Here is a 26,408-nt window from a genome sequence, read left to right as displayed (position 1 = left end):
CGGAGCCGCCCGCTGCGGGCACGCGCCCGATGGCGAAAGGGGCGCCGAACGGAAAGACGCGCTCTTCAGACATTTCTCGCTCCCGGTTGCGCGGATACAGCCGCGTTAGGCGCCCACATAAGGCGGGTCGGGCCTGCGCCGAGCCCCTATCGGCTCTCGCCAGCCTTGATCATTCTCGGACGACCTTAGCGGCGCGTATAGCTGACGGGAACGGTAAAGGTCATGGAGCTCCGCCCGAACTCGGGCGGGATGCGCGGAAAGGGTGAGGCCCGATTGACCATGGCAACGGCCGCCTGGTCGAGCGCGGCGTCGCCGGAGGAGCCCGTGAGGCGCACACCGCCGGCCGCACCCGAGGCGGAGATCGTGAAGCGCACGGTCACCGTGCCGTTGCTGCGTCCGCCGGAAGGATAGCGCTTGTAGCGCGCCAGATGGGCGTAGATGCGGCTGTTGTAGGTCGCCACCGCGCGTCGGCTCGGCCCCTGCGCCTGACTGCCGCCGCCACCGGCACGCGCTCCGGCACTCGGGGCCGGACGACGGCTAACGGCATCCCGGCGTGCAGCCTCTTGCGCCTCCGCACGGCGGCGCGCTGCCGCCTCGGCGCGCTCGCGTTCACGCCGTTCTGCGGCCTCGCGCTCGGCCTGCTTTTCGGCGCGATAGGCTTCCAGCACCTCCTGCGGCACGCTGTCGGGCCGCGCCTGCGGCATCGCCACCTCGGGTTCCGGCGATAGCGCAGTCATCTCCGTCACCTCGTCCACCGGCTGCAGCACCTCTTCGACCGGCTCCATGTCCTTCGCCGGGAGCGCTTCCGCGACCTCGTCAGGCTCACTCGGCACAACCTGTTCTGGAGGCACCCGCTCCGCCTCCTCCGGCGCGGGCGGCTCGGCCGGTTCCTCGTCTTGAGGCTCCGGCACCTCTTCGGGGGCAACCTCCTCCAGCGTCTCCGGCGCAACGGCTTCGACGACCTCCGTCTCCTCCACCGGATCGAGCGGCTCACCCGTGTCGGCAACGTCGCTCGGGCTTTCCGCGTCGTTGGCGCTCACGTCGCTCATCATCTGGAAGAAGTCCGCCTCGGCGATGCCGGCAACCGCTTCGGGCTGGCCGGCCCCGCCGTCGAGAGCGGAATCCGGCATGGCCGTGAACGTGACCAGAACCGCCGCATGCAATGCGACGGCGGCAACAGCAGCGACGATCCAGGCCACCCGGTCCTTCGTCACCGGGCGCTCCCTCGCACGGTCATCAGTTCGACCTTCGCGAGTCCCGCCGCGGTCAGATCATCGAAGACAGGCTTCAGCCTCTCCATGGTCACGCTGCGGTCGAGCACCAGCGGGATCTTGCCGGCACCGGGCTCGGCAGCTGCAAGGCGCTGGCGCAGGGCCTCGCCCGTCAGCTGCTCGCCATCGAAATAGGTGATGCCCTCCGCATCGACATAGACGGCATTGGCCGGGATCGACGGCGTCGGCTCGGCACCCGCCCTCACATAATCCACCGGCGCGGAGGGTGCCGGCATCAGCGTCCCGGCGAGCAGGAAGAAGATCAGAAGCAGGAAGACGACATTGATGAGCGGGACGAGGTCATCGCCCGGTGCGGATTTGCGTGGTTGGGTGAGCCGCATCGCCGCCCCGCTCAATGCACCAGAAGGACCGGGCCGATCGCCGCCCGCCGCGCCGCATCGACGGCCGAAACGATGTCCTGCGCGACGGCACCGGTAGAGGCACGCACGATCACCCGAGCTTCGTCGTCGCCGCCCTTCTCTTTCAGCCGCTCGCCGAGAGCCGCAAGCTCCACCGGTGCTCCATCGACGGCGTAAAAGCCGTCTTCGCGGACCGAGATCAGGACATTGCGCATCGGCACCGCCTGGCGCGACGTGGCGCCGGTTTCGCGCGCCAGGGTGACATCGACCGAGCCGAAGCGGGCGAAGGTCGAGGCCAGCATGAAGAACAGGAGCAGCAGAAAGACGACGTCGATCAGAGGCGTCATGCTCATGGCACGGTGGCGGGGCGACCTGGCGCTAATGCGCATGAGCAGGCTCCGTCAGATGCGCCGAGAGCGCCTCTTCCTCGCCCGCCCGTTCGCCCAGATGCAGACGCGCCTCTGCCGTCGTCAGAACGGAGGTGGCGAGGTTCTCGATCGCCTGCCGTTCCCGATCGATGCGGCCCTCGAACCAATGGAGGGAAAGGTTGCACGGAATGGCGACGGCAAGGCCAACCGCCGTCGTCAGAAGCGCCACCCAGATGCCGCCGGCGAGCATTGCCGGATCGACATTGGAACCCGCCCCCTGCAGCGTCTGAAAGGCCTCGATCATGCCGAGAATGGTGCCGAAGAGACCGAGAAGCGGCGCCACCTGCGCGATTGCCTCGAGCCCGCGCAAATGCCGGCGCAGACGGTAGAGCTCCTCGTTCGCCACCCGCTCCACCTCTTCGCGCAGGACGGAGGGCGCAACCCGCTTCATCGACAGCGCCATCGCCGTTGCGACCACCGTCGCCGTCGGCCCGTTGAGGTTCCGCACTTTGGCGAGGGCCTCGCGCCGCTCGCCCTGCCGCCAGTCGCGCACGGCACCCGCAACGCGGCCGCGCCGGCCGCCGGCCAAGGGCAGAATATCGAAGAGCTTGCGGATGATGATGGCGAGAGCCACGATCGACAGGACGATCAGGATGGCCACCACCGGACCGCCGAGATCGAGGAAGCCGAGCGCGCGGTCGAGGTCGAAACCGAGAATATGATGGCCGCCGGCGCCCGTCATATCCGCCGGCAGAGCACCATCGGGTGCTCCCATCGGCGGCGCCGCTGTCCCAGGATCTGCACTGAACCCATCGGGGCTCGCGCCATCCGGGATTCCAGACGGCGCGGCCGCATCCGGCGCCGGCATATCCGGAGAGGCCGCTTCGGTGCCGGCCCCGCCGCCGTCGCCCCCCTGAGCGGCCGGAGGCATCGCGTCGGGCGTTGCGCCGGACGGTGCCATTGCATCGGGCGACACGGTCTCGTCCGGATTCGCCTGAGCAAGGCGCATCGGGGTTTCGAAATCTGCGGGGTTCGTCATCGCATTCACTGTGTTGCCTCCGCCGTGCCTGTGGCGGTCTTGTCTTGATCGGTAACCGTCAGGATCAATGCGGCACCCGTGCGGCTCGACGGTGCAAGTTTCCTAAGACAGGTGGCCGGTTCCAGACCCTCGCCCTTGCAGCCGACCACGTCGTTGATCAGCACCGAGCCGACACCGCTGCATTGCGTGTCAGCGAGATCATATTGCGAAACGCGGATCTTGCCGGGGATGAGCGGTTGCGATTTCAGGACGAGAAAGCGCATGGCGCCCCCATCCGGATCGAACAGCACGGTTTCGAGTTCGAGCTGGTCGATCGTCACGTCGAGGCGATTGGTGAAGACGAGCGACAGGCGGCAGGTCGTCTCCATCTGCTGCAGCCGGTTGAGCTCCACTCCGATCTCGCCGTCGGCGGCGGAAGCCGAACCGGCGAGCCCGAAAGAGATGAGAGCCGCACCGAGCGCAACCCGCATTCCCGACCATGTGGTTTTCGACACCGGCAATTCTCCAAGAACGTCTCGCGGGCCGATCGAGGCTCGGCCCCGACCGCTAAACCTCAGGCGCTACATAAGTTGACTATAAAGGTCAACAATTTGAGGCAGGACCTTTCGCCCGGCAGGGATCGCTCATCCAAAGATGCTCGCAAACAGGCAGTCGCGTGCTTCGCAACGCCCAGTCCCATTCGCCCGCGCGCCCAAAGCCGAATCCCTGCCGAGACTTAAAAGACGCGGCTCAGGATTCGATTCATGGGCTTCACACGCCGATTCAGATCCTTCAAGCGTCCTGTGAAGCAATCTCCCGTCTCGGCCGACGCTTGTGGCCTTTGAGTGCCACATAGATCGCCGGAATGACGAGGACGGTGAGCGCCGTCGAGGAGGCGAGACCGAACAGAAGCGAGATCGCCAGCCCCTGGAAGATCGGATCGGCGAGGATCACGGCAGCCCCGATCATGGCGGCGAGCGCCGTCAGAAGGATCGGCTTGAAACGGATCGCGCCCGCCTCCAGAAGCACGTCGAGGAGCGGCCTGTCGGGATCTGCCGTCTGGGCATGGCGGATGAAGTCCGCGAGCAGAATCGAGTTTCTGACGATGATGCCGGCGAGCGCGATGAAGCCAATCATCGAGGTCGCCGTGAACGGCGCATGAAAGAGCCAGTGGCCGAGCATGATGCCGATGAAGGTCAAAGGGATCGGCGTCAGGATGACGAGCGGCAGCTTGAAGGACCCGAACTGCGCCACGACCAGAATGTAGATGCCCAGAATGGCGACGCCGAAGGCCGCGCCCATGTCACGGAAGGTCACCCAGGTCACCTCCCATTCGCCGTCCCATAGAAGTGTCGGATGGCCTTCGTCCTGCGGCTGGCCATGCAATTTGACCGTCGGCTTCGGCAGGTCGCCCCAATCGGTCTCGTCGATTTTCTTGTCGACGGCGAGCATGCCGTAGATCGGCGCTTCATATTCGCCGGCGAGCTCCGCCTGCACCATCACCGTCGCGCGGCCGTTGTGGCGAAAGATCGGATAAGAGGCCTGCTCCTCGGTGACGTTGACCACATCGCCGAGTTCCACGATCGAGCGGTTGCCGGGCAGCGCATCGGCAGCTACCGGCGTCGACAGGGCACGCTCGTCGAGCACCTTGTCCCCCTTCGACAGGCGCATGACGATCGGGATCGGATGCCGGCCGCCGCCGCGATGCGAATAGCCGAGCGTGGAACCCGAATAGAGCGCGCTGATAGTGTCGTACACGTCGCCCTGCTCCACCCGGTAATATTCCAGATTGTCCTGATCGATGGCGATGCGGCTGCGCTCGGCCGGATTGCCGAAACTGTCGTCGACATCAACGATGAAGGGCACGTCCTCGAAAATCTGACGGACTTTTCGCGCCACCGCACGACGGGTCTCGCCGTCCGGCCCGTAGATCTCAGCCAGAAGCGTGGAGAGGACCGGAGGACCCGGCGGGGGTTCGACCACTTTGAGTGCGGTGCCTTGCGGCAGATCGAGACCGACAAGGGCCTCGCGCATGGCAAGCGCAATGTCGTGGCTCGAGCGGTCGCGCTCGTCCTTGCCGAGGAGATTGACCTCCACGTCGCCCTGCTCGGAATTGGCGCGGATATAATAGTGGCGCACCAGTCCGTTGAAATTGAAGGGGGCCGCCGTTCCCGCATAGGTCTGGAAGGAGACCACCTCCGGAATATCGGCAAGCCTCGCGACGATCTTCTGCAGCGCCCGATCGGTCGCCTCGACGGAGGACCCTTCCGGCAGATCGACGACGACCTGAAGCTCGGTCTTGTTGTCGAACGGCAGGAGCTTCACCGTCACATGCTTCGTATAGAAGAGCGACAGCGAGGCGAGCGTGGCGATGCCGACGACGATCAGGAAGACCCAGGCGCCCGCGCGCGTCACCAGGATGGGCCGCGCCACGGCGATATAGAAGCGGCCGAGAAGACCGATCTGGTGGCCGGCATGAGCGCTCGCCGCCCCCTCGTCGCGGCGCCCGAGCTTCATCATCAGCCACGGCGTCAGCGTCACCGCAACGAAGAACGAGAAGAGCATGGCACCCGACGCATTCGCCGGGATCGGGCTCATATAGGGGCCCATCATGCCCGACACGAAGAGCATCGGCAGAAGGGCTGCCACCACCGTCAAGGTCGCCACGATCGTCGGATTTCCGACCTCCGCCACCGCTTCGATCGCGGCCTGACGTTTCGACCGGCCGTCGCGCATCGCCCAGTGGCGGGCGATGTTCTCGATGACGACGATCGCGTCGTCGACCAGGATGCCGATGGAGAAAATCAGCGCAAAGAGACTGACGCGGTTGAGCGTGTAACCCATCAGGCGAGAGGCGAAGAGCGTCAGAAGGATTGTTGTCGGAATGACGACGGCAACGACCATCGCCTCGCGCCAGCCGATCGCGATCGCCACCAGAACGACGATCGAAATCGTCGCCAGGCCCAGATGGAAGAGAAGCTCGTTCGCCTTCTCGTTCGCCGTCTCCCCGTAATTGCGGGTGATGGTCATGGCGATGTCTTCGGGAAAGATCTCGCCCTTCACCTGATGCAGGCGATGGACGATCTCATCGGCGATGACGACGGCATTGGTGCCGTGGCGCTTGGCGATTGCGAGCGACACGGCCGGCACCCGGGTCAGGCCGGCATCGGTCTTGGCGATATTGGCGACACGCGTCTCGTTCGGATCGGTCGCGAGCGTGATGTCGGCGACATCGCGCACATAGACGGGGCGCCCGTCGCGCGCCGTCAAAAGCAGATTGCCGATCTCCGGCAATGTCTGCAGCGTCTGGCCCCCGACGAGAACCCGCTGTCCGCCATCTGCACGCACGGTTCCGGCTTCGAACGAACGGTTGGCGCCCTTGAGCTTGCCGGCAAGCTGTTCCAGCGTAATGCCGTAGAGCGACAGCTTTTCCGGGTCCGGTTCGATGCGGATCTCTTCCGGCTGCTCGCCGACGATATAGGTGAGGCCGATATCGGGGAGCTTGGCGATCTCCACCTGCAATTCGCGCGCGATCCGCGTCAGATCGTTTTCAGACCAGCGTCCGGCCGCATCCGGCTCGGGCGACAGCGTGACGACGACGATCGCCACATCGTCGATGCCGCGGCCGACGATCAGAGGCTCGGGGATCCCGGTCGGGATCTCATCCATATTGGCCCGGATTTTTTCGTGAACGCGCAGGATGGCCGCATCCGAAGACGTGCCGACTTCAAAACGCGCCGTCACCATGGCAGCGTCGTCGCCGGTCTGCGAATAGACGTGTTCGACACCGTCGATGCTTTTGACGATCGTCTCCAACGGTTCCGTCACGAGCTTGACGGCATCTTCCGCCTTCAGCCCATCGGCCCGCACATGGATGTCGACCATCGGCACAGAAATCTGCGGTTCTTCTTCGCGCGGCAGGGTGACGAGGGCCACAAGGCCGAGCGCGAAGGACGCGAGCAGCAGAAGCGGTGTGAGCGGCGATGAAATGAAGGATTTCGTCAGGCCGCCGGCAAGGCCGAGCTTCATGGCAGGATCACCCGGTCGCCCGCATCGAGGCCGCTCAGGATTTCGACCGTTTCGGCGTTCGTGTCTGAGGCACTCGTATCGGCGGTCTCATCTTTCGCCTGCGGCCCGAAAGTCCGGCCGAGAACCACGGCGACTTCGACGGGCCCCTCTTGCGTCTGAAGCGTGACGTAATCGATCCCGTGGCGGGTCGTCACCGCCTGGCGCGGCACGGCGAGAACCTCCCGCGTCGCCACCGGAATCCAGACGAGCGTGCGCTCGCCGACGAAATAGTCGCCGAGGCCTTCGACCTCCACATCGGCCTTCACCTTGCCGTCCTCGATCTCCGGATAGACCTTGACGAGGCGGCCAGTGCGCGGCTCGACCTCACGCGCAATGCCGTCGGCGCTCAACACCCGGTCGCCGACCTTCACCATGTCGCCCTCGACGATCTCCGCCGCATGGCGTTCCGGCAGCGACAATCTCAAAAAATAACCGCCGCCGGCGACGGTGGCGATCTGATCGCCGGCCATGACGACGGAGCCCGGCGTCACCGGCACGTCGAGCACGCGCCCCGAGGCGGGAGCCAGCACTTCGCCCTCGCGGGCATTCTGTTCGATCACGGCGCGTTCGGCTTCGGCGGCCGCAAGCTGATTGGTATAGACCTGGACCTGGGTCGAAGCCTCATCGAGACGCGATTGCGAAACGGCGCCGGTGGTGCGCAGCTGTTGGGCGCGCTCCAGATCCGTATTGGCGTTGGCGAGCTGCGAGCGCAGGACTTCGATCTTCGCGTCGGCCGCCCGTTTCTGGATCGGGATCTTGTCGTCGATGATGACGGCAATCACCTCACCCTTGTCGACCTCGCTTCCCTCATCGACGGAGATCTTCTCGATCGTTCCGCCGATGCGTGCGCGCGCCGCGACGACATCGCGGCTTTTGACCTGGCCGAACACGGCCTTGGTCTCCGGCACGACCCGGGGCGTCACGGTCATCTCGGAAGAGGCCGCGGGCAAGGCCGCGAGAGGCATGGCGACCAGAGCGAGGACGATCGCGGCAAAGACTTTCGCAGCGGCAGAACTCTGCCGGGCAACTTTCAGCATGACGGTCTCAAAGAGGGAGGGTTAAAGCCGCCGGCTTGAGCCGGCGGCTCGACTGAATGGAGGCTTATGAGAAAGCGACGCCCGGCTGCATGCCCATCTTCTTGAAGATGAAGGCCGCCGGGCAGAAGCCCGTAAAGGATGCCTGCAGCAGGTTGAGACCCACGAACGCCGTCAGAAGGTACCAGTACGGCGAAGTCGCATAACCCAGAAGCAGCGACAAAAGGATCACGCAGCCAGCAAAGGCAAGAACGGCACGGTCGACTGTCATTTCACTTTCTCCTTCGTTGGGCCGCCGATCTATTCAGCGGCCTCCATGTGGATTTCCTTGAGCTTCTTGATGCCGAGAGCATCGAGCACGACGTTTTCGAGGAAACTCGCGCTCTGCCCCTGGCGGATCTTGCGCAGGAAGTAGCGCTCGAAGCCGATCTTCGCGGCATGCACCCACCGCCCCTGCGAAGACCAATTGACGTTGCGCGGCGGGATCTGGGGTTGAGCGATGAAGGCGATGCCGTCATCGCCGAAATCGGCGAGACAGACGGCATTCCAGGAGGCGACGGCATGCGGCTCCTGGCCTTTCAGGAGGGCGGAAATGTTCTCCGCCGTCGCCGTCACCATGGATTCGATCATGAAGCCGGTCTTGGGGACGCCCACCGGCAACGCCGTCTTGCTGACCGGCGGGATCGCCACGCACACACCGATCGCAAAGACATTCGGATAGGCCTCGTTGCGCTGGTGGCGATCGATGGTGACGAAACCGCGCGGATTGGTCAGCCCTTCGATGCCATTGACGGCCGGCACGCCGCGGAAGGCGGGCAGCATCATCGAAAAATTGAACGGCAGCTCGTGCTCGGCCTTCAGCGTGCCGTCGTCGTGGAGCTCCTCCACGAACATCGTGCCGCCTTCCGCCTTCACCGTGCGCGCATTGGTGATCCACTTGATGTGGTGCTCGCGCAGCGCGCTCTCCAGGAGCCCCTTGGTGTCGCCGACGCCGTCGAGGCCGAGATGGCCGATATAGGGCTCGGGCGTGACGAAGGTCATCGGCACCTGGTCGCGCTTCCTGGCGCGCCTGAGCGCCGTATCGAGCACGAAGGCGAATTCGTAGGCCGGGCCGAAACAGGAGGCGCCCTGGACGGCGCCGACGACGACCGGCCCCGGCTTCTTCACCAGTTCGTCGAAGGCCGCCTTCGCCTGCACGGCATGTTCGATCTGGCAGATCGACTGGGTGCCCGCTTCCGGCCCCATCCCCTCGATCTCGTCGAAGGCGAGGTCGGGCCCGGTCGCGATGATCAGATAATCGTAGTCGAGAAACGTCCCGTCATTGAGCTCCAGGCGGTTCTCGTCGGGATGGACGCGGCGCGCGCCTTCCGGGCGGAAGCCGATGCCCTTGCGCGCCAGGACCGGACCCACCTCCACCGTGATTTCCGACGGCTGGCGCCAGCCCACGGCCACCCACGGATTGGACGGCACGAAGGAATAGGTGCCGCCAAGATGCACGACGGTCAGTTCGTCGTCCCGGCCGAGCTTTGCCTTCATCTCATAGGCCATCACTGTGCCGCCGAGCCCGGCCCCCATCACCACAATCTTCGCCATTGAAACCCTCCCTCTCCGGCCTTGCGGCCTGTGCTGCCTCGCAGGCGGCCGGCGATGCCCGCCGATCGCCGCAGACCGCATCGCGGCCCGTCGCGAGGTGAGACGGCTCCCGATTTTTCGGTGTCATCCGCCCCATCTGTCTTGCGTTTAACATTCAAACATTCTAATTTCAAGATGATGAATGTAAGCGAGATGATCCCGGCGTCGGAGCGTGCGGCCGACCTCATGCGCAGCCTTTCGCATCCGCAAAGGCTGCTCGTTCTGTGTGCGCTGGGGCGGGACGAAAAGTCCGTCAGCCAGCTCCGCAAGGAGCTCGGCGGTGTCGACCAAGTGCCTATGTCACAACATCTTATGCGGCTGAGGGCGGATGGCCTGGTGCTCTCCAGGCGGGAGGGCACGACCGTCTATTACCGTATCGCGCGCCCGGAAGTTCTGCTCGTCATCGAGACCTTGCACGGCGCCTATTGCGCACCGCCGGTCGTCGCCGAGGATTAGGGTCTCCCGGCTTCACCGATTTGTGTTGGGGATGTGAGCTTCGAAGGTCCGATTGACCGCCCGGCGGGGGAAAGTTAGGACGGCCACGGTCCTCCCCGCCACTCCCTGCGGCAGCATTCCCGATGACCATGGCAATCCCCTCCGGCGACACGCCCGGCACCCGCCTTGCGACCCGCCTCGCCTTCTTCAATGCCGGTTTCGGCACCGCCTGCTGGGCCCCGCTCGTGCCCTATGTGAAGACGCGCCTCGGGGTCGACGAGGCCGGCCTCGGCCTCCTGCTTCTGTGTCTCGGCGTCGGCTCCGTGATGATGATGCCGGCGGCCGGCGCCCTGTCGGGACGGATCGGCGCGCGCACCATCATTCTCGGCGGCTCGCTCGGGCTTGCCGTCACCCTGCCCCTTCTCGCCATCGCACCGACGAGCGCGGCGATCGCCATCGTACTCTTCGCCTTCGGCGCCTCGATCGGGGCGATCGATGTCGGCGCCAATGTCCATGCCGTCGAAGTGCAGGAGGCGGCGGGCATCCCGCTCATGTCGAACTTCCACGGGCTCTACAGCGCCGGCGGCCTGATCGGTGCAGCCGGCATGACCGGCGCCCTGTCGATCGGCCTTGCCCCCTCCGTTGCGGCGCTCGTCGCGGCTGTCGTGCTCGCGCTAGCCACCATCCTCGCTTCGCCGCGGCTTCTGCGCACGCGCGCCGGCGAGCAGACGCCCTTGTTCGTGCGCCCGCGCGGCATCGTGCTTTTGATCGGCGTCCTCGCCTTCGTCATGTTTCTGACGGAAGGCGCGATGCTCGATTGGGGCGCCGTCTTCCTCACCGAAAACAAGGATGTCGCGCCCTCGCAGGCGGGGATCGGCTATGCCCTCTTCGCCGGAGCGATGACCATCGGCCGCTTCTCCGGCGATCGCTTCACCCGCCGCTTCGGGGCGCGCGTCATGCTGCTTGCGGGCGGCCTGCTCGCCGCCCTCGGCCTTCTCAAGATTGTCCTGATGCCGGCGCCCTTGTCCCTGATCGGCTTTCTCTTCGTCGGCCTCGGCGCCGCCAATATCGTGCCGCTTCTCTTCACCCAGGCCGGCCGCCAGAAGGTGATGCCGGCGGGGCTCGCCATCGCCGCCATGTCGATGTTCGGCTATGCGGGCGTGCTTCTCGGCCCCGCCCTCGTCGGCTTCATCGGCAAGGCATTCGGGCTCTCCGTCGCCTTCGGAATGCTGGCCGCAATGGTCACGGTGGTGGCCGCCTGCTCGCGACGGGCCACGCAACCGGTTTAAATAAAGCGCTTGGAGCGGCCCTATCGCACGGGGGTCACAAGGATCTCGCCGACATTGACGTGTTCGGGCTGCGAGACCGCATACATCACCGCCCCCACGACATCCTCCGCCTTCAAGGCATCAGGCTTCCGCTCGTCGAAGAACGGCGTGTCGACCATGCCGGGCTCGATCAGGGTCACGCGCGCGCCGGTGCCTTCCAGCTCCTCGCGCAGATTCTGGCCGTAGCCGGTCACCGCCCATTTGGTGGCGCCGTAAACCGATCCGCGCATGGTCATGCGCCCGGCGCGTGAGCTCGTGATGAGGATGTGGCCGCGGTTCTTCTTGATCTCCGCCAGCGTCACCTTGGCGGTGAGCACGACGCCCAGAACGTTGGTCAAAATCATCTCGCGGAAATTGTCCGGGTCGCCGCCCTCCGTCCCGGAGCCCTTGGAGCCGACGCCGGCATTGGCGAAGACGACGTCGATGCGCCCAAAAGCCTCAAGCGTCTTGGCGACCATCGCCTGCTGGTCTTCCAGGCTCGTCACGTCGCAGGAAATCGCGATCGCCCGCTCCTTGCCGAGCTCGGCGACAAGGCCTTCGAGCTTGTCTTTGGAGCGTGCGGCAAGCGCCACGTTGTAGCCGGCCTCAACGGCCGCGCGCGCCGTCGCCGCGCCGATGCCGGTCGAGGCGCCGGTGATGAGAAAGGTTTTCATGAATTGCTCCCGGAGTATTTGACGTCAGGAAGGGGGCGCGCTCCAAGGAGCGCTTCACCCCAACCTAAGGCGGCAATCGCCCGGGGCGATAGCCGGCCCCTCAGCTTTACCGGGCCGATCTCGCCGGTTCGGGCCGCACGCCGAGCCGCCGGATCAAGGCGAGCGCCTCCGAGGGAGGCTCAAGCTCCACCCGGCGATATTCGCTGCCGCTGCGCGTGCGCCAGACAAGGCCGAGATCGACAAGCGCCCGGCGCAAGAGCACAGGGTCACCAAAACTGTGTCGCACCACCAGAAACGCGTTCACCTCCACTTCCGAGAAGGTTTCGCCGGCCGGAAGGAGCGACCAGATGAGCCACAAGCAGAGCTCGCGGTCGCTTTTGCGTTTCGGCCAGCGCACGAGCACGGCATTCTGGTCGAACAGGCGAAAAACCCGCTTCAACCGCGGCTCGTCGGCGGGCGGATTGTCGGCCGCTCGATCCCCTTGAAGATGATCTGCTAGCGGATCGCCGGGCGCAGCCTGCTCGGCCGGCACTTCCTGGCCGAGCATGTTCGCCCGCAACTGTTGAAAGTTGCGGTGCCCGGCCGAGCGGGCAAGCATATTGAGCAACTCGAGATGGCTCGGTGGAGCCTCATGATCGGCAAGCTGTCGGCGGAGCGACTTCGCAAAAGTCGACATATCGCGTGTGGCGAGCGGAATGGGAGTCCTGGACATGACCAACCCTCAAGCGTGCCGTTCCAGAATGGAGGTCGAGGGTCACCGGCTTGCGACGCGGCACGAGGCTTGGTGTCGAGCTTTATTATCCGGCAGGTTTAGCTTCCCTCGCGGGACGGTGACGCCTGGGTGAACTGCGGACCCTCCCCGCTCTATGCTCCAGGCACCCGCGCTTTGCAAGAGGCCCCGCGCTTTGCAAGAGGCGCTGCCCCTGGATTGGCATCTCGGGTTGTCACCGGCCCTCACCCGATCGCTTCGACGGACACCTCGTATTCGGGCCGGCCTTGCTTCTCGAAACCCGTCAGGTTGGCAATCGTCGTCTCGGCGATGGCGCTCAACGCCTCTTCGGTGAAGAACGCCTGGTGGCCGGTGATGAGGACATTCGGGAAGGTGAGAAGCCTGGCGAAGACATCGTCCTGCAACATGTAGTTTGAGAGATCCTCGAAAAACAGATCCGCCTCTTCTTCATAGACATCGAGGCCGAGCGAGCCGATCTGCCCGCTTTTGAGACCCTCGATCAGGGCCGGCGCATCGACGAGGGCACCGCGGCTCGTGTTGATCAGCATGCAGCCCGGCTTCAAGGACGCGATGCGATCTGCGTCGACGAGATGGCGCGTGCCGGGCGTCAATGGACAGTGCAGCGTGATGACGTCGCTTTCGGCAAAGAGTTCGTCGAGCGAGACATAACGCGCACCATCGGCGAGGCAGTCGGGGTTCTCGCGCAAATCATAGGTGAGGACGTTCATGCCGAAGCCGCGGAGGATCTTCACGACCACGGCGCCGATGGCACCCGTGCCGACGACACCCGCCGTCTTGCCCTTCAGGTCAAAGCCGAGCAGGCCTTCGAGCGAGAAGTTGCCCTCGCGCACGCGGTTATGGGCGCGGCAGAGCTTGCGGTTGAGCGCCAGGATGAGCCCGATCGTATATTCGGCGACTGCATGTGGTGAATAGGCTGGCACGCGCGCCACCGACATGCCGAGCCGGTGGGCGGCGGCAAGGTCGACATTGTTGAAACCCGCACAACGCAGGGCGATGAAGCGAACGCCCTCCTCCTTCACCGCAGCCAGCGTCTCCGCATCGGCGCTGTCGTTGACGAAAATGCAGACGGCATCGGCGCCGCGTGCCAGCGGCGCCGTCTCGCGTGTCAGATGCGGTTCAAAGAAGTGGAATTCGTGGCCGGAGCCCTCGCCGGCTTTCTCGATGAAACTGCGATCATAGTTCTTCGTGCTGAAGACGGCGACTTTCATGGGCCCTTCACCTCCTGCGAGTGCGTCCTGTCGGTGTCAGGCTGCAATTGGGAAGGATCGGGAGGAATTCCAACCGATGGCTGGTCTGCACAAATGGGGAGCCGAGCAGATCTGCGGCGGCCACCGAGCAACCGGCTGCAAGCGCCCTATTTCTTTTCCAGAAGCAGCGTGCCCGTCTTCTTCAGCCGGCCCTGCACCTTGTCGGCGATCGCCGCCAGGAACCAGGGCAGATCGACCTCGATGCGCACCACCTCTTCGAAGACATCGACGCGGCCGGAAATCTTCTGACCCATCGTCGCCGCATCGAAATAGAGCCTCTCGCCCTCCCAGCGCTCCTCGAACTGCAAGACGCGGCCGATCCCCATATCGTCGCGCACGCGATCGAAGCCCTTTTCCAAGCGACGTTTGGCCTCTTCGCGGCCGAGCTTATGCGGAATATTGACGGTGACGGGCGTGGACATCTTCTCTCCTCGAAGGAATTTCGCCTGGATGTGGTGGCTCGTGGACAGGAAGGCAACTTGGCCAGCGAGCAACCGCCGAAATCGTCACAGCCCGCCCTCTTGGACGGGCCGGGAAGAGGATGCGTGGATGCGGGACGGAAGCATGCACTCTGAGAAGAAGACCGCCATCGTCGTCGGCGCGGGCGTTGTGGGCGTCGCCGCCGCCATCTGGCTGCAACGCCGCGGCCTCGACGTCCTCCTTATCGACCGCGAAGGCCCCGCGGCCGGCGCCTCCTTCGGCAATGCGGGTCTCCTCGCCTCGTCGGCCGTCGTGCCCGTCACGGAGCCGGGCCTCCCCCTCAAAATGCCGGGCATGATTTTGAGCCCGGACAAGCCCGTCTTCCTGCGCTGGCCGCATCTGCCGAAGGCCATGCCCTTCTTCCTCCGCACGCTTCGGATGTGCACGCAGCAGAAGACCGAAGAGATTGCAGCAGCCCTGGCCGGGATCATTTCCGACAGCCTGGAGCAGCATCAGGCGCTCGCCGAGGGAACCGGCGCGGAGGATTTCGTCGTGCCGTGCGAATACCTCTACGCCTATAAGAGCCGCAGTGATTTCGAAGCCTCCGCCTTCGGCTTCGAGCTCCGCCGCAAGCATGGTTTCACCTGGCGTGAGCTCGACAACGCCGAACTCCACGGCCGCGAAACGCTGCTCGCGCCTGACATCACCTTCGGCGTCACCTTTCCGAACCACGGCTATATCCGCGATCCCGGCCGTTACGTGGAGGCGCTCGCCGCCCATTTTGTGGCCTCCGGCGGGCGCATCGTCACGGCGGACGTCACAGACATCGTGCGCGAAAACGATCGCGTCACGGGCGTGCGCGCCGGTGGCGACATGTTTGCCTGCGATGCTTGCGTGCTCGCGGCCGGTATCTGGTCCGGTCCGCTTGCGAGATCGCTCGGCATGCGCGTGCCGATGGAGAGCGAGCGCGGCTACCACATCGAGATCGAAGCGCCAGACGAGACGCTCAAAGGCCCGGTGATGATCACCGCCGGCCAGTTCGTCGCGACACCGATGACGGGGCGCATCCGGCTTGCGGGCGTTGTCGAATTCGGCGGGCTCGAGGCACCGCCGAACGAGAAGATTTTCGATTTCATCCGCCGGGTCGGAAAGGCGGCTTTGCCGCATCTCCCCTGGCGCGAGAGCGGGCAGTGGATGGGCCACCGCCCGGCACCGGTCGATTCCATTCCCTTGATCGGCGAGTTTCCGGCCGCGCGCGGCGTCTATGCCGCCTTCGGCCACCACCATCTCGGCCTGACTGGCTCCGCCAAGACAGGACGCCTCGTCGCCGACCTCATCGCCGGCCACGCACCCAATATCGACCTCACGCCTTACCGGCCCGACCGGCCCTGAGGCGCGCTCACTCGGCGACGGGGTCGTGGCGGAAGTGGAATTCCGTGACCTGGCGATAGGTCTCTCCCGGCCGCAAAACGGCGCTCGGAAAGCCCTCGTGGTTCGGCGCGTCCGGCCAAAGCTGCGGCTCAAGACAAAGCCCGGCATGCGCGCCATACGGACGACCTTCGAGGCCCTTCACCGGCAGATCGAGCTTGTATCCGTCATAGAGCTGGATGCCCGGCTCTGTCGTCCACACCTGCATCTCCAGTTCGCCATTGTCGTTCCAGACGCTGGCGGCATGGCGCGGATCCTCGTGGCGGTGCTCGGCCAGGCAGAAATTGGCATCATAAACCGTCTTCTCCGAACCGCGCCGCTCGGCGATCTTCGCCCGCTTTCTGAAATCGTACGGCGTCCCCTCGACACCACGCACCTCGCCCGTCGGGATCTCGTTTTCGTTCGCCGGCAGATAGGATTGAGCCGGGATCATCAGAGAATGATCCAGAATGTCATCTGCGCCGGAGAGGTTGAAATAGGAATGGTGCAGAAGGTTCAGAAGCGTCGGCTCGTCAGTGCGACCGAGATAGGTGATGCGCAGCGTCGCCGGCGGCAGAAGCTCAAAACGGCAGGTCACTTCAACCGTCCCCGGATAGCCGGATTCCCCGGCGCGCGAGACGAGCCCCAGAATGACGCTCGTCTCGTCATGGCTCATGATGCGCCAGGGACGACGTCCAAAACTCGCCTTCCCGCCATGCAGGTGATTAGGCGGATCATTGACGTCGAGCTCGATCTCGCGCCCGTCGAGGGTGAAACGCCCGCCAGCGATGCGGTTGCCGACGCGTCCGGCCGTCGCGCCCAGAAACGCGTCCGTGTTGAGGTAGCCGTCGAGGTCGCAGAAGCCGAGCACCAAAGGATGCGGCATGTGCAGCAATCTGAGATCGCGCAGGATCGCGCCATAGGTGATGATGTCGGCCGACAATTCGCCCGCGGCGATCGTCACAGCCTCGATGGTCTGCCCCTCTGGCGTCGTCCCGAAAACCCGTCTCGTCCCGGCGGCTTCCATGGCGCGTCTTCTTTCTGCTGGCGTTTCTCCCACGCCGGCTATGACAGTCCGAAAGCATCGGTTCAAGGTGCCGGGAGGAAGCATCCCTTGCCACACCCAATCACGGCCTAAAGGCTCTGAGAACGACGGCGCCGCCTAGCGGGGATCGGTTGCATCCGGTTGCCGCCTGCAGAAACGAGGCTGCGGCGTCCGTCCGCTCAGGCCGACATGGCGGACCGGCGTGTCGTCGACGTCAGATGCTCGACGATCGTCAAAAGATCGTTCTCGCCAAACGGCTTGGACAGATGATCGACCTCGCCGAAATCGCTGCGCACATCGTCCAATTCGTCACCGGAGCAGATGCAATAGGGGATGCGGCGGGCGCTCAGCCGCGCGGCGACCGAGGTGCTCAGCCTGTGCTCCACATTCGCGTCGAGAATGGCGACATCGATCGTTTCGGTGTCGGCGAGGCGCATGGCGTCGTCGAGCGAGGCGGCGGGACCGACGACTTCGTGGCCCGCATCTTCCAACAAGAGTTTCATCGTGCCGGCGATCATCGCCTCATCGTCAAGCACGAGAACGCGCAGTTTGCGCGTGCCTGCCTCCATGCCCAGCATCCTGGGCCTCCCTTATCGATTATCCGGCCGTCCTCCTGCGAGACAACCGGTGCTTGAGGCGCATGGTACCCGAACAAAGACCGCTGCGACAATATTTTCGCGGCGACAGGAAAACGCAGTAAACGCCGCATTCACCGGCTAGCAGTTTATTATCACACCAAAGTGAAGCCTTCTGAAAGGCTGGAAAATGCAAAGGCAGAACACGCTGCACTGCAGCAGAATTTGCTAAAAGTTGCTGCCCAGAGCTCGATCGAGAATCGTTTAACGAGCACTCGTCATTGTTTGCTGGCGTATTTTTCGACGAGCGCTTTCGCATCTTCCACGAGCGCCTTGCCGTCAAAACCTCTCTGCGTCATGTCCGCGATCCAGGACGTCTCCACCTCCTTCGCCTTGGTCTTCCACCGCTCGGTCTCGGCCTCGTCGAGGACGACGATGTCATTGCCGGCCTCTTCCGCCGCCTTGCGACCCGGAATGTCAGCTTCGTCCATGACGCGCCCGGCCCAGGCGGCCGCCTCGCGGCCGGAATTGTCGTCGATCACCTTTTTCAGATCGTCCGGCAGAGCCTCATAGGCCGCCTTGTTCATGAGGAAGACGCAGGTCGCGGTATAGAGCCCTCGGTCACCCGCAAAGGTCGTATGGCTGTCGACGAGCTCGGCGATCTTGAGGGGTCCCGTCACCTCCCAGGGGAGCGCCGCGCCGTCCAAGACGCCACGAGAAAGCGCCTCCGGCACCACCGGAACCGGCATGCCCACCGGAACGGAACCCAGTGTTTCCAAAAGCTCGGTGACCATGCGCGTCGACCCGCGCAGTTTCAGCCCCTGCATCTCCTCCAGCTTGTGGACGCCCTTGCCCTTCAGATGCAGGAGGCCGGGGCTGTGCACGTGCACGGTGATGACCTTGAAGTCCTTGTACTCGTCCTGGAGGTGCTTCTCATAGAAATCGTAAAAGGCGCGGGAGGTCGTCTCACCATCGACAGGAAGGAACGGGAGCTCGAAGGCTTCCGTCTTCGGAAAGCGGCCGGGCGTGTAGCCCGAGAGCGTCCAGATGATGTCGACGACACCGTCGCGCGCCTGGTCGATCAAGGCGGGAGGTTTGCCGCCGAGCTGCATCGACGGATAAAGCTCGAAGGCGATCCTGCCGTCCGACTCCTTCGTCACCTTGTCCGCCCACGGCTTGATGAAGTCGGCCGGGATCGCCGCCTGCGCCGGCAGGAATTGGTGGATCTTGAGGGTGACCTCCTGCGCCGCGGCGGATGCCGAAAACCCGAGCGCCACAGCAAGCCCCAAACACACAGCGCGAAGCATGTCGTCCTCCCGTTTTCTTCTTTCCTGCCGGCGACGCCGGACGGGGCCGAAAGGATCGCATCGCGCCCTGAATGGCAACCGGATTTGGCGCCTTGGGAGCGGGCAACGCCGAAAAACTGAATCAAAACGCTGCTCGGCAGTTCGGGAGGGATAAAGCCCGACACAACTCCTTGTTGAAATTCTGGCCGTTTTTTGGCATAAGGGAATCGATCTTTGGTTGGTAGCGTCGATCTATTCGATCCCTCCTCCCGTCGATCTGTTCCGAGCCCCTTGCCGCCAGATCCCCCCTGGCGGCATTTTTTTGGCGGATGCCCGGCTGCAGCCGGAAAGCAGGTTGGCGACAATCCAGCCGCCCCAAACCATCGCTCAGACATCCGATGCTCTTTTCGCAAAAGGCAACGCCTGGTGGAGTGCCACCTCCACCAGCGCTGTCGGTTTGCCGATCTCAGCCCCCAGAATCGCGCTTGTATCAGCCGCCCGTTCGATTATATCGCGCCCGAGCATGTATCGAACGAGAATAGGTCACACGTGAACGTCAGAACTTTGTGCCTGGCAATTCTCTTCGCCGGGGAAGCCACAGGCTACGAAATCAAGAAGCTCTCCACCGAGGGCGAATACGCCTATTTCGTCGATGCGAGCTTCGGCTCGATCTACCCCGCTCTCGACCGGCTGGAGCGCGAAGGCTTCGTCACCTGCCGCAAAGAGGACGAGCCGGGGAAACCGTCACGAAAGGTCTATGCCATTACGGATGCAGGGCGGGCCCACTTCGTCGACAGCCTCTTCGACCTTCCTGCGCCCGACGTCTTTCGTTCGGAGTTTCTCCTCGTCGTCATGCACGCCGATATTCTCCCAAAGCCTGTCATGCGCCGCGCGATCGACAATCGCATCGAGCAGATCGAGGCCGACATCGCGAAATTGCGGCAGATCGCTCAAGGCAATCACAGCGGCGGCCCGCAATGGGCGATCGATTACGGCCTCGACTGCATGGAACACGCCCTCGCCTATCTGCACGCCCATCGCGATCAGCTTGAAAACTGTTCCGATCTTGGCGCTGCATCCGATCCCTCGCAGCCCGGCAGCTCGCGGCATGCCGCGCGCATCGCGGCGGAGTAGATAAATGCGCATCCGCTTCTCCTACGTCCTCGCCACCGCGCTCGCCGTCGGCATCTCGGCCTACATGCTGAGCGGCACGATCATCATCGGCGGCGAACCCAAAGATCCGCCCGACAGCATCGCTGAGAGGGAAAAGGCGGGCGCATCCGAGCTCGTCAAAGTCCAGGTGGAACGGCACGTCGCCCAGGAGCGCACGACGCGTCTTGAGATTCGCGGGCGCACATCCGCCGATCATCTCGTCGAGGTGAAGGCGCAGACGAGCGGCATCGTCGAAGAGCGGCCCATCGAAAAGGGCAAGAGCGTCATGCCGGGCGACCTTCTCTGCGTCATCGAGCGAGGGGCCAGACGCGCCCAGCTCGCTCAGGCACGCGCGCAACTGGAACAGGCGAAGGTCGATCTCGAAGCGCAGCAGGCTCTGGCCGGCAAAGGCTATACGGCGAAGAACCAGATTCCGGCCCTCAAGGCCTCCGTCGATGCCGCCCAGGCGCGCGTCGAAGAGGCCGAACTGGAGCTGCAACGAACCGAAGTGCGCGCCCCGATCGGCGGAGTGGTGCAGGACCCGATCGCCAATGTCGGCGATGTCGTGGCCCTCGGCGGCACCTGCGCCACCATCATAGATGCCGACCCGATGAAGGTCATCGGCCAGGTCGCCGAGCAGGAGATCGGCCATCTGAAGGTGGGGCAAAAGGCCGACATCACGCTCATCTCCGGTGAGACCCGCGAGGGCAAGGTCAGTTACATCGCGCCGTCAGCCGACGAGGAAACGCGCACCTTCCGCATCGAGATGACGATGCCCAATGCCGATCGCTCCGTGCGCGATGGGCTGACAGCGCGCGCCTCGATCCCGCTCGGCGAAGGCCGGGCACAGCTCCTGTCGCCGTCTTATCTCACCTTGAACGATGCTGGCGAAGTCGGCGTCCGCACCGTCGACGCCGACAATGTCGTGCATTTTCTGCCGGTGGAAATCATCGCGCCGGCGGATGAAGGCGTATGGGTGAGCGGCCTTCCCGACGAGGTCGACATCATCACGGTCGGCCAGGAATACGTTGTCGGCGGGCAGAAGGTGGAGGCGATGGGGCCGAAGAGTGCCGCCATGAAGCCCTCGACATCCGGCACGGCGAGCGCGGCGGAGGCCATTCGATGATCTCTCTTCTCGAGAGCATTCTGAGGCGGCCGCGCACGGTCATCACATTGATGCTCGTGTCGCTTCTTGCCGGCATCGCCGCCTATCAGGCGGTGCCGAAGGATGCCAATCCCGACATCGACATTCCGGTCTTCTACGTGTCCGTCGTGCAGCAGGGCGTCTCGCCGGAAGATGCCGAGCGACTTCTGGTGCGCCCGCTCGAAAAGCAATTGCGCGGCCTCGACGGCCTCAAGGAGCTGACGGCCATTGCCTCCGAAGGCCATGCCGCCGTCGTGCTGGAATTCAACGTCGATTTCGATAAGGACAGGGCGCTCGCCGATATCCGCGCCAAGGTCGATCAGGCGCAGGCGGACCTGCCCTCCGAGGCCGAAGAGCCTTTCATCGTCGAGACCAATTTCGCGCTCGTTCCCACGATTACGGTGGCGATCTCCGGCAACGTGCCGGAGCGAACCCTCGTCAAGCTCGCGGAAAAGCTGCAAGACGAGATCGAGAGCATCCCGACGGTTCTGCGCGCCGACATCAACGGCAACCGCGAGGAAGTGCTCGAAGTCGTCATCGATATGGCGAAGCTGCAATCCTACGACATCACCCAGGAAGAGCTTCTCAACGCGCTCAGCGCCAACAACCAGCTGATCCCCGCGGGCTTCCTCGATACGGGCCGCGGACGCTTCTCCGTCAAAGTGCCCGGACTGATCGAAACAGCGGCCGACGTCTATTCGCTGCCGATCAAGCAGAAGGACGAAGGCGTCGTCACGCTGGGCGACGTCGCCACGATCAAGCGCACCTTCAAGGACGCCACCAATTTCACCCGTGTCGACGGCGAGCCGGCTATCGCCATCAACGTCGTCAAACGTCTCGGCACCAACGTCATCGAGAACAACGACAGCGTCCGAGAGGTCGTCGCCGCAGCAACCAAAGACTGGCCCAAGAGCGTCCAGATCCACTATCTGCTCGACCAGTCGAGCTTCATCTACGAGGTGCTGGGCTCGCTGCAATCGTCCATCATGACGGCGATCCTTCTCGTCATGATCGTGGTGCTGGCGACTCTCGGCCTGCGCTCCGCGCTCCTCGTCGGCCTCGCCATCCCGACCTCCTTCATGATCGGTTTTCTGATCGTCGGCCTGGTTGGCATGACGGTGAACATGATGGTGATGTTCGGCCTCGTCCTCACCGTCGGCATGCTCGTCGACGGAGCGATCATCATCGTCGAATACGCCGACCGGAAGATCGAAGAGGGCATGGACAAGCAGGAGGCCTATATCCGGGCCGCCAAGCTCATGTTCTGGCCGATCGTCTCGTCGACCGCGACAACGCTCGCAGCCTTCCTGCCGATGCTTCTGTGGCCCGGCGTCTCCGGCGAATTCATGAGCTATCTGCCGATCATGGTGATCATCGTGCTGTCCGCCTCGCTGGTGACGGCGATGATCTTCATGCCGGCGACCGGCGGCTTCGTGGCAGGCGTCGCCGATTGGATGGCGCCACGCGCCGCGGGCCTGCTCGCCGCCACTGCGGGCCTTGCCGCCGCCGTCATCACCCTTCTCCTCGTATCAGAACCGCTCGCAGCCGCTCTCTCCGGCATGCCACAGATGGCCGTGACGGCGCTCGGTCTTCTGTTCGCGCTCGTCCTCGGAGGTTTCGTCTTCTGGGCTTCGCGCGGCCTTGCCCGCCGCATCGTGCGTTTTCGCCGCTCGCATTCCCATCCGAGCACTGCCGCCCATCTGTCTGCCGAAGCCGATCTCGATCCGGAGAAAGTCCCGGGTTTCACGGGCGCCTATGTGCGCTTCCTGCACGGGCTCACGGGCTCGCTCGTCGGAAATGTCGCCGTCATCCTCGTCATGGCCGGGCTGATCGTTTCGATCTTCGTCGGCTTTGCGCGCCACAACCAGGGCGTGGAGTTCTTTGTCGACGAGGAGCCGGACGTCACGACCGTTCTCGTCTCCGGGCGCGGCAATCTTTCCGCCAATGAGGCGCTCGCGCTCGTCTCGCAGGTCGAGGCCGTTGTGCTCGATCTGCCGGGCGTGGAAAGCGTTGTCACCAACGCCTATCCGAATGGTGGTGGCGGCGGAGAGAGCCTCGACGGGGTGAGTGACAAGCCGGAGGATCTCATCGGGGAGCTCAATCTTGAACTTCTCGATTTCTCAGAGCGCCGCCCCTGGCAGGAAATGGAGGCGGAGCTGCGCCGGCGCACCGCGTCGATTCCGGGCATCAAGGTCGAACCGCGGCGCATTGAAGGCGGGCCGCCGACCGGCAAAGACATCAAACTGGAAGTCACCGCCCGCAGCTACGATCAGGTGCTTGCCGCCACCAGACAGGTCCGCGCCGAGTTCGATCAGTTTCCGGGTCTCCTCGACGTGGAAGACGACACGCCTCTTCCCGGCATCGAATGGGAATTGACGATCGACCGTGAAGAGGCCGGCCGTTTCAACGCCGGCATCGCCTCCGTCGGATCGATGATCCAGCTCGTCACCAACGGCGTTCTCATCGGCAAGTACCGCCCCGACGACGCCGACGACGAGCTCGATATCCGCGTACGCCTGCCGGAGGATCAGCGCTCACTCGACCGCCTCGACCAGCTGCGCCTCAGAACGACGAACGGCCAGGTGCCGATCGCCAATTTCGTTACCCGGGAAGCAAAGCCAAAAGTCTCCTCCATCACCCGCAAGGACGGGCTTTACGCCATGAGCGTGAAGGCTGCGGTCGACAAGACGGACGGCGCCACGGTCGACGGCAAGGTCGGAGAGATTCAGGCCTGGCTCGACAAGCAATCCTGGCCGGACGGGGTGCATTTCCGCTTCCGCGGCGCCGACGAAGATCAGGCGGAAGCCGAGGCTTTTCTCGGCAAGGCGTTTGCCGCTTCGCTGTTTCTGATGGCGCTCATCCTGATCACCCAGTTCAATTCGTTCTGGCAGACGGGCATCACGCTCCTGACCATCATCCTCGCAGCAGCGGGCGCCCTTATCGGCATGGTCATCACCGGGCAGAAGCTCTCCGTCATCATGACGGGCACGGGCATCATGGCGCTCGCCGGCATCGTGGTGAACAACGCCATCGTCCTGATCGACACCTACAACCGCATGCGCTCCGAAGGGGTCGAGCCGCAGGAGGCCATCCTGAAGACGGCAGCACAGCGCCTGAGGCCTATCCTGCTCACCACCATCACCACCATCGCCGGCCTCATCCCGATGGCGACGCAGGTGAATTTCGACTTCTTCAACCGCATCGTCGCGGTCGGCTCGATCACCTCGGTGTGGTGGGTGCAATTGTCGACGGCCGTCATCTCCGGCCTCGCCTTCTCCACCGTGCTCACCTTGATCCTGGTGCCGGTGCTGCTTGCGCTGCCGATCAATCTCGCGCGCTTGTTCAAGAAGGATCAGGCGGAGGAGACGGGATCACCCGCCGCGCAGGAAGAGCTCCCCCTCGCCCCGGCGCGGCCAAGGCGCAAGCGCAAGCCGGGAGACACGGGCAGCTATTCTCTCCCCGATGCGGCAGAGTGAGAAATGAACAACGGATAGAGACGGCAGGGATTTTGCGAGGAACCCAGGCGACGGTCCGCAAAGACACTGAAGAGGCGGGCTGCGAACAGACCACCTTCGCAGGAGATCGCTCGCCGTCGACCTCACGGGCGACTTCTTTTAGTCTTTCGGGCTTTGTCCCTCGCCCGCTGCCGGCCGTTCAGCGCCCCCTGCAGATCCATTCTGGCCCTGATGGCCGCTGAAGGCGCGGCGGCGCTGTTCGAAGCGCTTCCAGGCAAAGGGCAGATGCGCGAGATAGAGGATCGCGCCGATCGCCAGAACCGACCAAGTGTAGCTCACCAGGAGGGCGATCACGAAGACGCTCACGACAAGAACCGGGAGGACGGATTCGCGCGGGATCGCCGTGCCGATCTTTTTGCCGGACAGCGTCGGCAGGCGGCTCACCATCAAAAGCCCGATCGCCACCGTGTAGGTGGCCACGAGAATGGCCGCGCCTTCCGGCACCGGCAGCCCAATCTTCCACAAGGTGAGAGGCAGGAGCACCGTGACGGCGCCGGCGGGAGCCGGAACGCCCACAAAAAATTCGGAATGCCAGGCGGGCGGCTGCTCTCCAACGAGCGCGGCATTGAAGCGCGCCAGCCGCAGCGCCCCGCAAATGGCGAAGATGAGCGCGGCGATCCAACCGAGAGAGCCGAGCTCGTCCATCCGCCAGGAATAGAGAATGATGGCCGGGGCGACGCCGAAATTGACGAAATCGGCGAGCGAATCGAGCTGCGAGCCGAAATCGGATTGCGAGCGCAAAAGCCGCGCCACGCGGCCGTCCACCCCGTCGAGAACGGCGGCAAGGATGATGGCGCCGATAGCCAGCTCAAAGCGGCCCTCGACGCCCATCCTGATCGCCGTCAACCCCGCGCAAAGCGCGAGGAGCGTGACAATGCTGGGCAACATGACCCGGAACGGGACCGGGCGCGCCCTCAACCGGCGCCTTCGCCTTCTACGACGGGCGGGGTCGACCGGCAGAAATAACCTCATACCGCCGGCGGCGTCGTTGTGCCGACACCCGGTTCGACCGGGGCGCGGGCAATCGCTGTGCCGAGGCGCGCAATCACCGTTTCACCGGCGATGGCCCGCTGACCCGGCTTGCAGACGACCTCTGCACCGGCCGGCAGGTACACATCGAGCCGCGAGCCGAAGCGGATCATGCCGATGCGGTCACCCGCCTTGAGCACCACACCTTCGTTCGTCCAGCAAACGATACGGCGGGCGATGAGGCCCGCGATCTGCACCACACCAACGTCCTGGCCGCCGGCATCGACGAGAAGCGAGTTGCGCTCGTTCTCTTCGCTCGACTTATTGAGGTCGGCGTTGACGAATTTGCCGGGCTTGTAGGCGATGCGGTTGACCTTGCCGGAAACCGGCGTGCGGTTCACATGGCAATCGAAGATCGACAGGAACACCGATACGCGCGTCATCGGAACCGTGCCCATTTCGAGCTCGGCTGGCGGGACGGCCTGCGTGACCGGCTCGATACGACCATCGGCCGGGGACAGGACGAGGCCCTCGCCGTCGGGCGGCACGCGCTCGGGATCGCGGAAGAAAATCACCAGCCAGATCGTCAGGCCGAGAAGGGCCCAGAACAGGAAGCTCGAGATCAGGCCTGCAACGATCGCGATGACAAGCGCGCTGCCAATAAACGGATAGCCCGCCGAATTCACGGCCGGGATCGACTTCTTGATAGTCCGCCAAATTTCCATGGCCAC

General features: G+C 64.3%; 24 protein-coding genes. 6 read left to right on the top strand and 18 right to left on the bottom strand.

The window, feature by feature from the left end:
- Positions 1–185 precede the first annotated feature (185 nt).
- The 9 genes from EO094_RS13670 to EO094_RS13630 form a co-directional block, all read right to left on the bottom strand.
- Positions 186–1,214 (bottom strand): energy transducer TonB family protein, encoded by a 1,029-nt coding sequence (locus EO094_RS13670; RefSeq protein WP_128292999.1) that lies wholly within the window; start codon positions 1,212–1,214, stop codon positions 186–188.
- Entirely contained in the window at positions 1,211–1,612 is a 402-nt protein-coding gene (locus tag EO094_RS13665; RefSeq protein WP_128292997.1) for an ExbD/TolR family protein, read from the bottom strand. Before EO094_RS13665 ends, EO094_RS13670 begins: the two co-directional genes overlap by 4 nt.
- An 11-nt stretch (positions 1,613–1,623) precedes the next feature.
- Positions 1,624–1,983: an ExbD/TolR family protein gene (locus EO094_RS13660; protein WP_164879661.1), complete on the bottom strand. Its 360-nt coding sequence runs from the start codon at positions 1,981–1,983 to the stop codon at positions 1,624–1,626.
- Positions 1,984–2,008: 25 nt separating this feature from the next.
- Positions 2,009–3,037, bottom strand: a complete 1,029-nt coding sequence (locus tag EO094_RS13655; protein ID WP_128292993.1) for a MotA/TolQ/ExbB proton channel family protein — start codon at positions 3,035–3,037, stop codon at positions 2,009–2,011.
- Between the two features lie 5 nt (positions 3,038–3,042).
- Positions 3,043–3,531 carry a hypothetical protein gene (locus EO094_RS13650; protein ID WP_128292991.1) on the bottom strand — a complete coding sequence of 163 codons (489 nt, stop codon included), beginning with the start codon at positions 3,529–3,531 and terminating at the stop codon, positions 3,043–3,045.
- Between the two features lie 277 nt (positions 3,532–3,808).
- Positions 3,809–7,045 carry an efflux RND transporter permease subunit gene (locus EO094_RS13645; protein ID WP_128292989.1) on the bottom strand — a complete coding sequence of 1,079 codons (3,237 nt, stop codon included), beginning with the start codon at positions 7,043–7,045 and terminating at the stop codon, positions 3,809–3,811.
- Entirely contained in the window at positions 7,042–8,121 is a 1,080-nt protein-coding gene (locus tag EO094_RS13640) for an efflux RND transporter periplasmic adaptor subunit (protein WP_128292987.1), read from the bottom strand. Before EO094_RS13640 ends, EO094_RS13645 begins: the two co-directional genes overlap by 4 nt.
- 64 nt (positions 8,122–8,185) lie before the next feature.
- Complete coding sequence (locus EO094_RS13635; protein ID WP_128292985.1) at positions 8,186–8,389, bottom strand: YgaP family membrane protein; 204 nt, start codon at positions 8,387–8,389, stop codon at positions 8,186–8,188.
- Between the two features lie 29 nt (positions 8,390–8,418).
- Positions 8,419–9,711, bottom strand: a complete 1,293-nt coding sequence (locus tag EO094_RS13630; RefSeq protein WP_128292983.1) for an NAD(P)/FAD-dependent oxidoreductase — start codon at positions 9,709–9,711, stop codon at positions 8,419–8,421.
- Between the two features lie 174 nt (positions 9,712–9,885).
- On the opposite strand from EO094_RS13630, the gene EO094_RS13625 reads away from it, so the two are divergent.
- Together EO094_RS13625 and EO094_RS13620 are read left to right on the top strand one after the other, a co-directional pair.
- Positions 9,886–10,206, top strand: a complete 321-nt coding sequence (locus tag EO094_RS13625) for an ArsR/SmtB family transcription factor (RefSeq protein WP_246008510.1) — start codon at positions 9,886–9,888, stop codon at positions 10,204–10,206.
- Between the two features lie 122 nt (positions 10,207–10,328).
- On the top strand, positions 10,329–11,474 hold the full coding sequence (locus tag EO094_RS13620; protein ID WP_128292980.1) for an MFS transporter: 1,146 nt from the start codon (positions 10,329–10,331) through the stop codon (positions 11,472–11,474).
- 20 nt (positions 11,475–11,494) lie between these two features.
- Here EO094_RS13620 and EO094_RS13615 read toward each other — a convergent pair whose 3' ends face one another.
- The 4 genes from EO094_RS13615 to EO094_RS13600 all read right to left on the bottom strand — a co-directional run bounded on the left by EO094_RS13615 (position 11,495) and on the right by EO094_RS13600 (position 14,586).
- Positions 11,495–12,166, bottom strand: coding sequence for an SDR family oxidoreductase (locus tag EO094_RS13615; protein WP_128292977.1), 672 nt, complete (start codon positions 12,164–12,166; stop codon positions 11,495–11,497).
- Positions 12,167–12,272: 106 nt separating this feature from the next.
- A complete protein-coding gene (locus tag EO094_RS13610) occupies positions 12,273–12,878 on the bottom strand; it encodes a DUF2087 domain-containing protein (protein WP_128292975.1) in 606 nt (201 codons plus the stop codon).
- Positions 12,879–13,120: 242 nt separating this feature from the next.
- Entirely contained in the window at positions 13,121–14,125 is a 1,005-nt protein-coding gene (locus tag EO094_RS13605) for a 2-hydroxyacid dehydrogenase (RefSeq protein ID WP_128292973.1), read from the bottom strand.
- A gap of 146 nt (positions 14,126–14,271) precedes the next feature.
- Positions 14,272–14,586, bottom strand: a complete 315-nt coding sequence (locus EO094_RS13600; protein WP_092809856.1) for a polyhydroxyalkanoic acid system family protein — start codon at positions 14,584–14,586, stop codon at positions 14,272–14,274.
- Between the two features lie 127 nt (positions 14,587–14,713).
- Here EO094_RS13600 and EO094_RS13595 point away from each other — a divergent pair, with 127 nt between their 5' ends.
- Positions 14,714–15,976: an NAD(P)/FAD-dependent oxidoreductase gene (locus tag EO094_RS13595; RefSeq protein WP_246008509.1), complete on the top strand. Its 1,263-nt coding sequence runs from the start codon at positions 14,714–14,716 to the stop codon at positions 15,974–15,976.
- Positions 15,977–15,983: 7 nt separating this feature from the next.
- On the opposite strand, the gene EO094_RS13590 is transcribed toward EO094_RS13595, so the two are convergent.
- The 3 genes from EO094_RS13590 to EO094_RS13580 all read right to left on the bottom strand — a co-directional run bounded on the left by EO094_RS13590 (position 15,984) and on the right by EO094_RS13580 (position 18,918).
- Positions 15,984–17,018, bottom strand: coding sequence for an aldose epimerase family protein (locus tag EO094_RS13590; RefSeq protein WP_128292968.1), 1,035 nt, complete (start codon positions 17,016–17,018; stop codon positions 15,984–15,986).
- A gap of 197 nt (positions 17,019–17,215) precedes the next feature.
- A complete protein-coding gene (locus EO094_RS13585) occupies positions 17,216–17,614 on the bottom strand; it encodes a response regulator (protein ID WP_128292965.1) in 399 nt (132 codons plus the stop codon).
- 275 nt (positions 17,615–17,889) lie between these two features.
- The gene (locus EO094_RS13580; RefSeq protein ID WP_128292963.1) at positions 17,890–18,918 is read right to left on the bottom strand and encodes a TRAP transporter substrate-binding protein; all 1,029 of its coding nucleotides are present in this window, start codon (positions 18,916–18,918) and stop codon (positions 17,890–17,892) included.
- Between the two features lie 528 nt (positions 18,919–19,446).
- Between EO094_RS13580 and EO094_RS13575 the strand changes: the two genes are divergently transcribed.
- Genes EO094_RS13575 through EO094_RS13565 form a run of 3 tightly spaced genes read left to right on the top strand, consistent with a single transcriptional unit; the run spans position 19,447 to position 24,669 of the window.
- Positions 19,447–20,031: a PadR family transcriptional regulator gene (locus EO094_RS13575; RefSeq protein WP_128292961.1), complete on the top strand. Its 585-nt coding sequence runs from the start codon at positions 19,447–19,449 to the stop codon at positions 20,029–20,031.
- Positions 20,032–20,035: 4 nt separating this feature from the next.
- Positions 20,036–21,175, top strand: a complete 1,140-nt coding sequence (locus EO094_RS13570) for an efflux RND transporter periplasmic adaptor subunit (protein ID WP_128292959.1) — start codon at positions 20,036–20,038, stop codon at positions 21,173–21,175.
- Positions 21,172–24,669: an efflux RND transporter permease subunit gene (locus EO094_RS13565; RefSeq protein WP_128292956.1), complete on the top strand. Its 3,498-nt coding sequence runs from the start codon at positions 21,172–21,174 to the stop codon at positions 24,667–24,669. Before EO094_RS13570 ends, EO094_RS13565 begins: the two co-directional genes overlap by 4 nt.
- A gap of 138 nt (positions 24,670–24,807) precedes the next feature.
- Here the strand turns inward: EO094_RS13565 and pssA are convergent, their stop codons facing one another.
- Together pssA and EO094_RS13555 are read right to left on the bottom strand one after the other, a co-directional pair.
- The gene (pssA, locus tag EO094_RS13560) at positions 24,808–25,596 is read right to left on the bottom strand and encodes a CDP-diacylglycerol--serine O-phosphatidyltransferase (RefSeq protein ID WP_246008508.1); all 789 of its coding nucleotides are present in this window, start codon (positions 25,594–25,596) and stop codon (positions 24,808–24,810) included.
- Positions 25,597–25,676: 80 nt separating this feature from the next.
- A complete protein-coding gene (locus EO094_RS13555; protein ID WP_128292951.1) occupies positions 25,677–26,402 on the bottom strand; it encodes a phosphatidylserine decarboxylase in 726 nt (241 codons plus the stop codon).
- Between the last annotated feature and the right edge of the window lie 6 nt (positions 26,403–26,408).

The sequence above is a fragment of the Afifella aestuarii genome, from assembly GCF_004023665.1.
Taxonomy (GTDB): domain Bacteria; phylum Pseudomonadota; class Alphaproteobacteria; order Rhizobiales; family Afifellaceae; genus Afifella; species Afifella aestuarii.
This window is presented reverse-complemented; position numbering and strand designations above follow the sequence as displayed.

Excerpts from the sequence above, each read along its gene's own strand:
- EO094_RS13585 (WP_128292965.1), bottom strand. The coding sequence starts at position 17,614 with ATGCTGGGCATGGAGGCAGGCACGCGCAAACTGCGCGTTCTCGTGCTT.
- EO094_RS13620 (WP_128292980.1), top strand. The coding sequence starts at position 10,329 with ATGACCATGGCAATCCCCTCCGGCGACACGCCCGGCACCCGCCTTGCG.
- EO094_RS13595 (WP_246008509.1), top strand. The coding sequence starts at position 14,714 with ATGCGGGACGGAAGCATGCACTCTGAGAAGAAGACCGCCATCGTCGTC.
- EO094_RS13660 (WP_164879661.1), bottom strand. The coding sequence starts at position 1,983 with ATGAGCATGACGCCTCTGATCGACGTCGTCTTTCTGCTGCTCCTGTTC.
- EO094_RS13555 (WP_128292951.1), bottom strand. The coding sequence starts at position 26,402 with ATGGAAATTTGGCGGACTATCAAGAAGTCGATCCCGGCCGTGAATTCG.
- EO094_RS13655 (WP_128292993.1), bottom strand. The coding sequence starts at position 3,037 with ATGACGAACCCCGCAGATTTCGAAACCCCGATGCGCCTTGCTCAGGCG.
- EO094_RS13605 (WP_128292973.1), bottom strand. The coding sequence starts at position 14,125 with ATGAAAGTCGCCGTCTTCAGCACGAAGAACTATGATCGCAGTTTCATC.
- EO094_RS13610 (WP_128292975.1), bottom strand. The coding sequence starts at position 12,878 with ATGTCCAGGACTCCCATTCCGCTCGCCACACGCGATATGTCGACTTTT.
- EO094_RS13645 (WP_128292989.1), bottom strand. The coding sequence starts at position 7,045 with ATGAAGCTCGGCCTTGCCGGCGGCCTGACGAAATCCTTCATTTCATCG.
- EO094_RS13570 (WP_128292959.1), top strand. The coding sequence starts at position 20,036 with ATGCGCATCCGCTTCTCCTACGTCCTCGCCACCGCGCTCGCCGTCGGC.
- EO094_RS13590 (WP_128292968.1), bottom strand. The coding sequence starts at position 17,018 with ATGGAAGCCGCCGGGACGAGACGGGTTTTCGGGACGACGCCAGAGGGG.
- EO094_RS13665 (WP_128292997.1), bottom strand. The coding sequence starts at position 1,612 with ATGCGGCTCACCCAACCACGCAAATCCGCACCGGGCGATGACCTCGTC.
- EO094_RS13630 (WP_128292983.1), bottom strand. The coding sequence starts at position 9,711 with ATGGCGAAGATTGTGGTGATGGGGGCCGGGCTCGGCGGCACAGTGATG.
- EO094_RS13600 (WP_092809856.1), bottom strand. The coding sequence starts at position 14,586 with ATGTCCACGCCCGTCACCGTCAATATTCCGCATAAGCTCGGCCGCGAA.
- EO094_RS13625 (WP_246008510.1), top strand. The coding sequence starts at position 9,886 with ATGATGAATGTAAGCGAGATGATCCCGGCGTCGGAGCGTGCGGCCGAC.
- pssA (WP_246008508.1), bottom strand. The coding sequence starts at position 25,596 with ATGTTGCCCAGCATTGTCACGCTCCTCGCGCTTTGCGCGGGGTTGACG.
- EO094_RS13565 (WP_128292956.1), top strand. The coding sequence starts at position 21,172 with ATGATCTCTCTTCTCGAGAGCATTCTGAGGCGGCCGCGCACGGTCATC.
- EO094_RS13615 (WP_128292977.1), bottom strand. The coding sequence starts at position 12,166 with ATGAAAACCTTTCTCATCACCGGCGCCTCGACCGGCATCGGCGCGGCG.
- EO094_RS13635 (WP_128292985.1), bottom strand. The coding sequence starts at position 8,389 with ATGACAGTCGACCGTGCCGTTCTTGCCTTTGCTGGCTGCGTGATCCTT.
- EO094_RS13640 (WP_128292987.1), bottom strand. The coding sequence starts at position 8,121 with ATGCTGAAAGTTGCCCGGCAGAGTTCTGCCGCTGCGAAAGTCTTTGCC.
- EO094_RS13580 (WP_128292963.1), bottom strand. The coding sequence starts at position 18,918 with ATGCTTCGCGCTGTGTGTTTGGGGCTTGCTGTGGCGCTCGGGTTTTCG.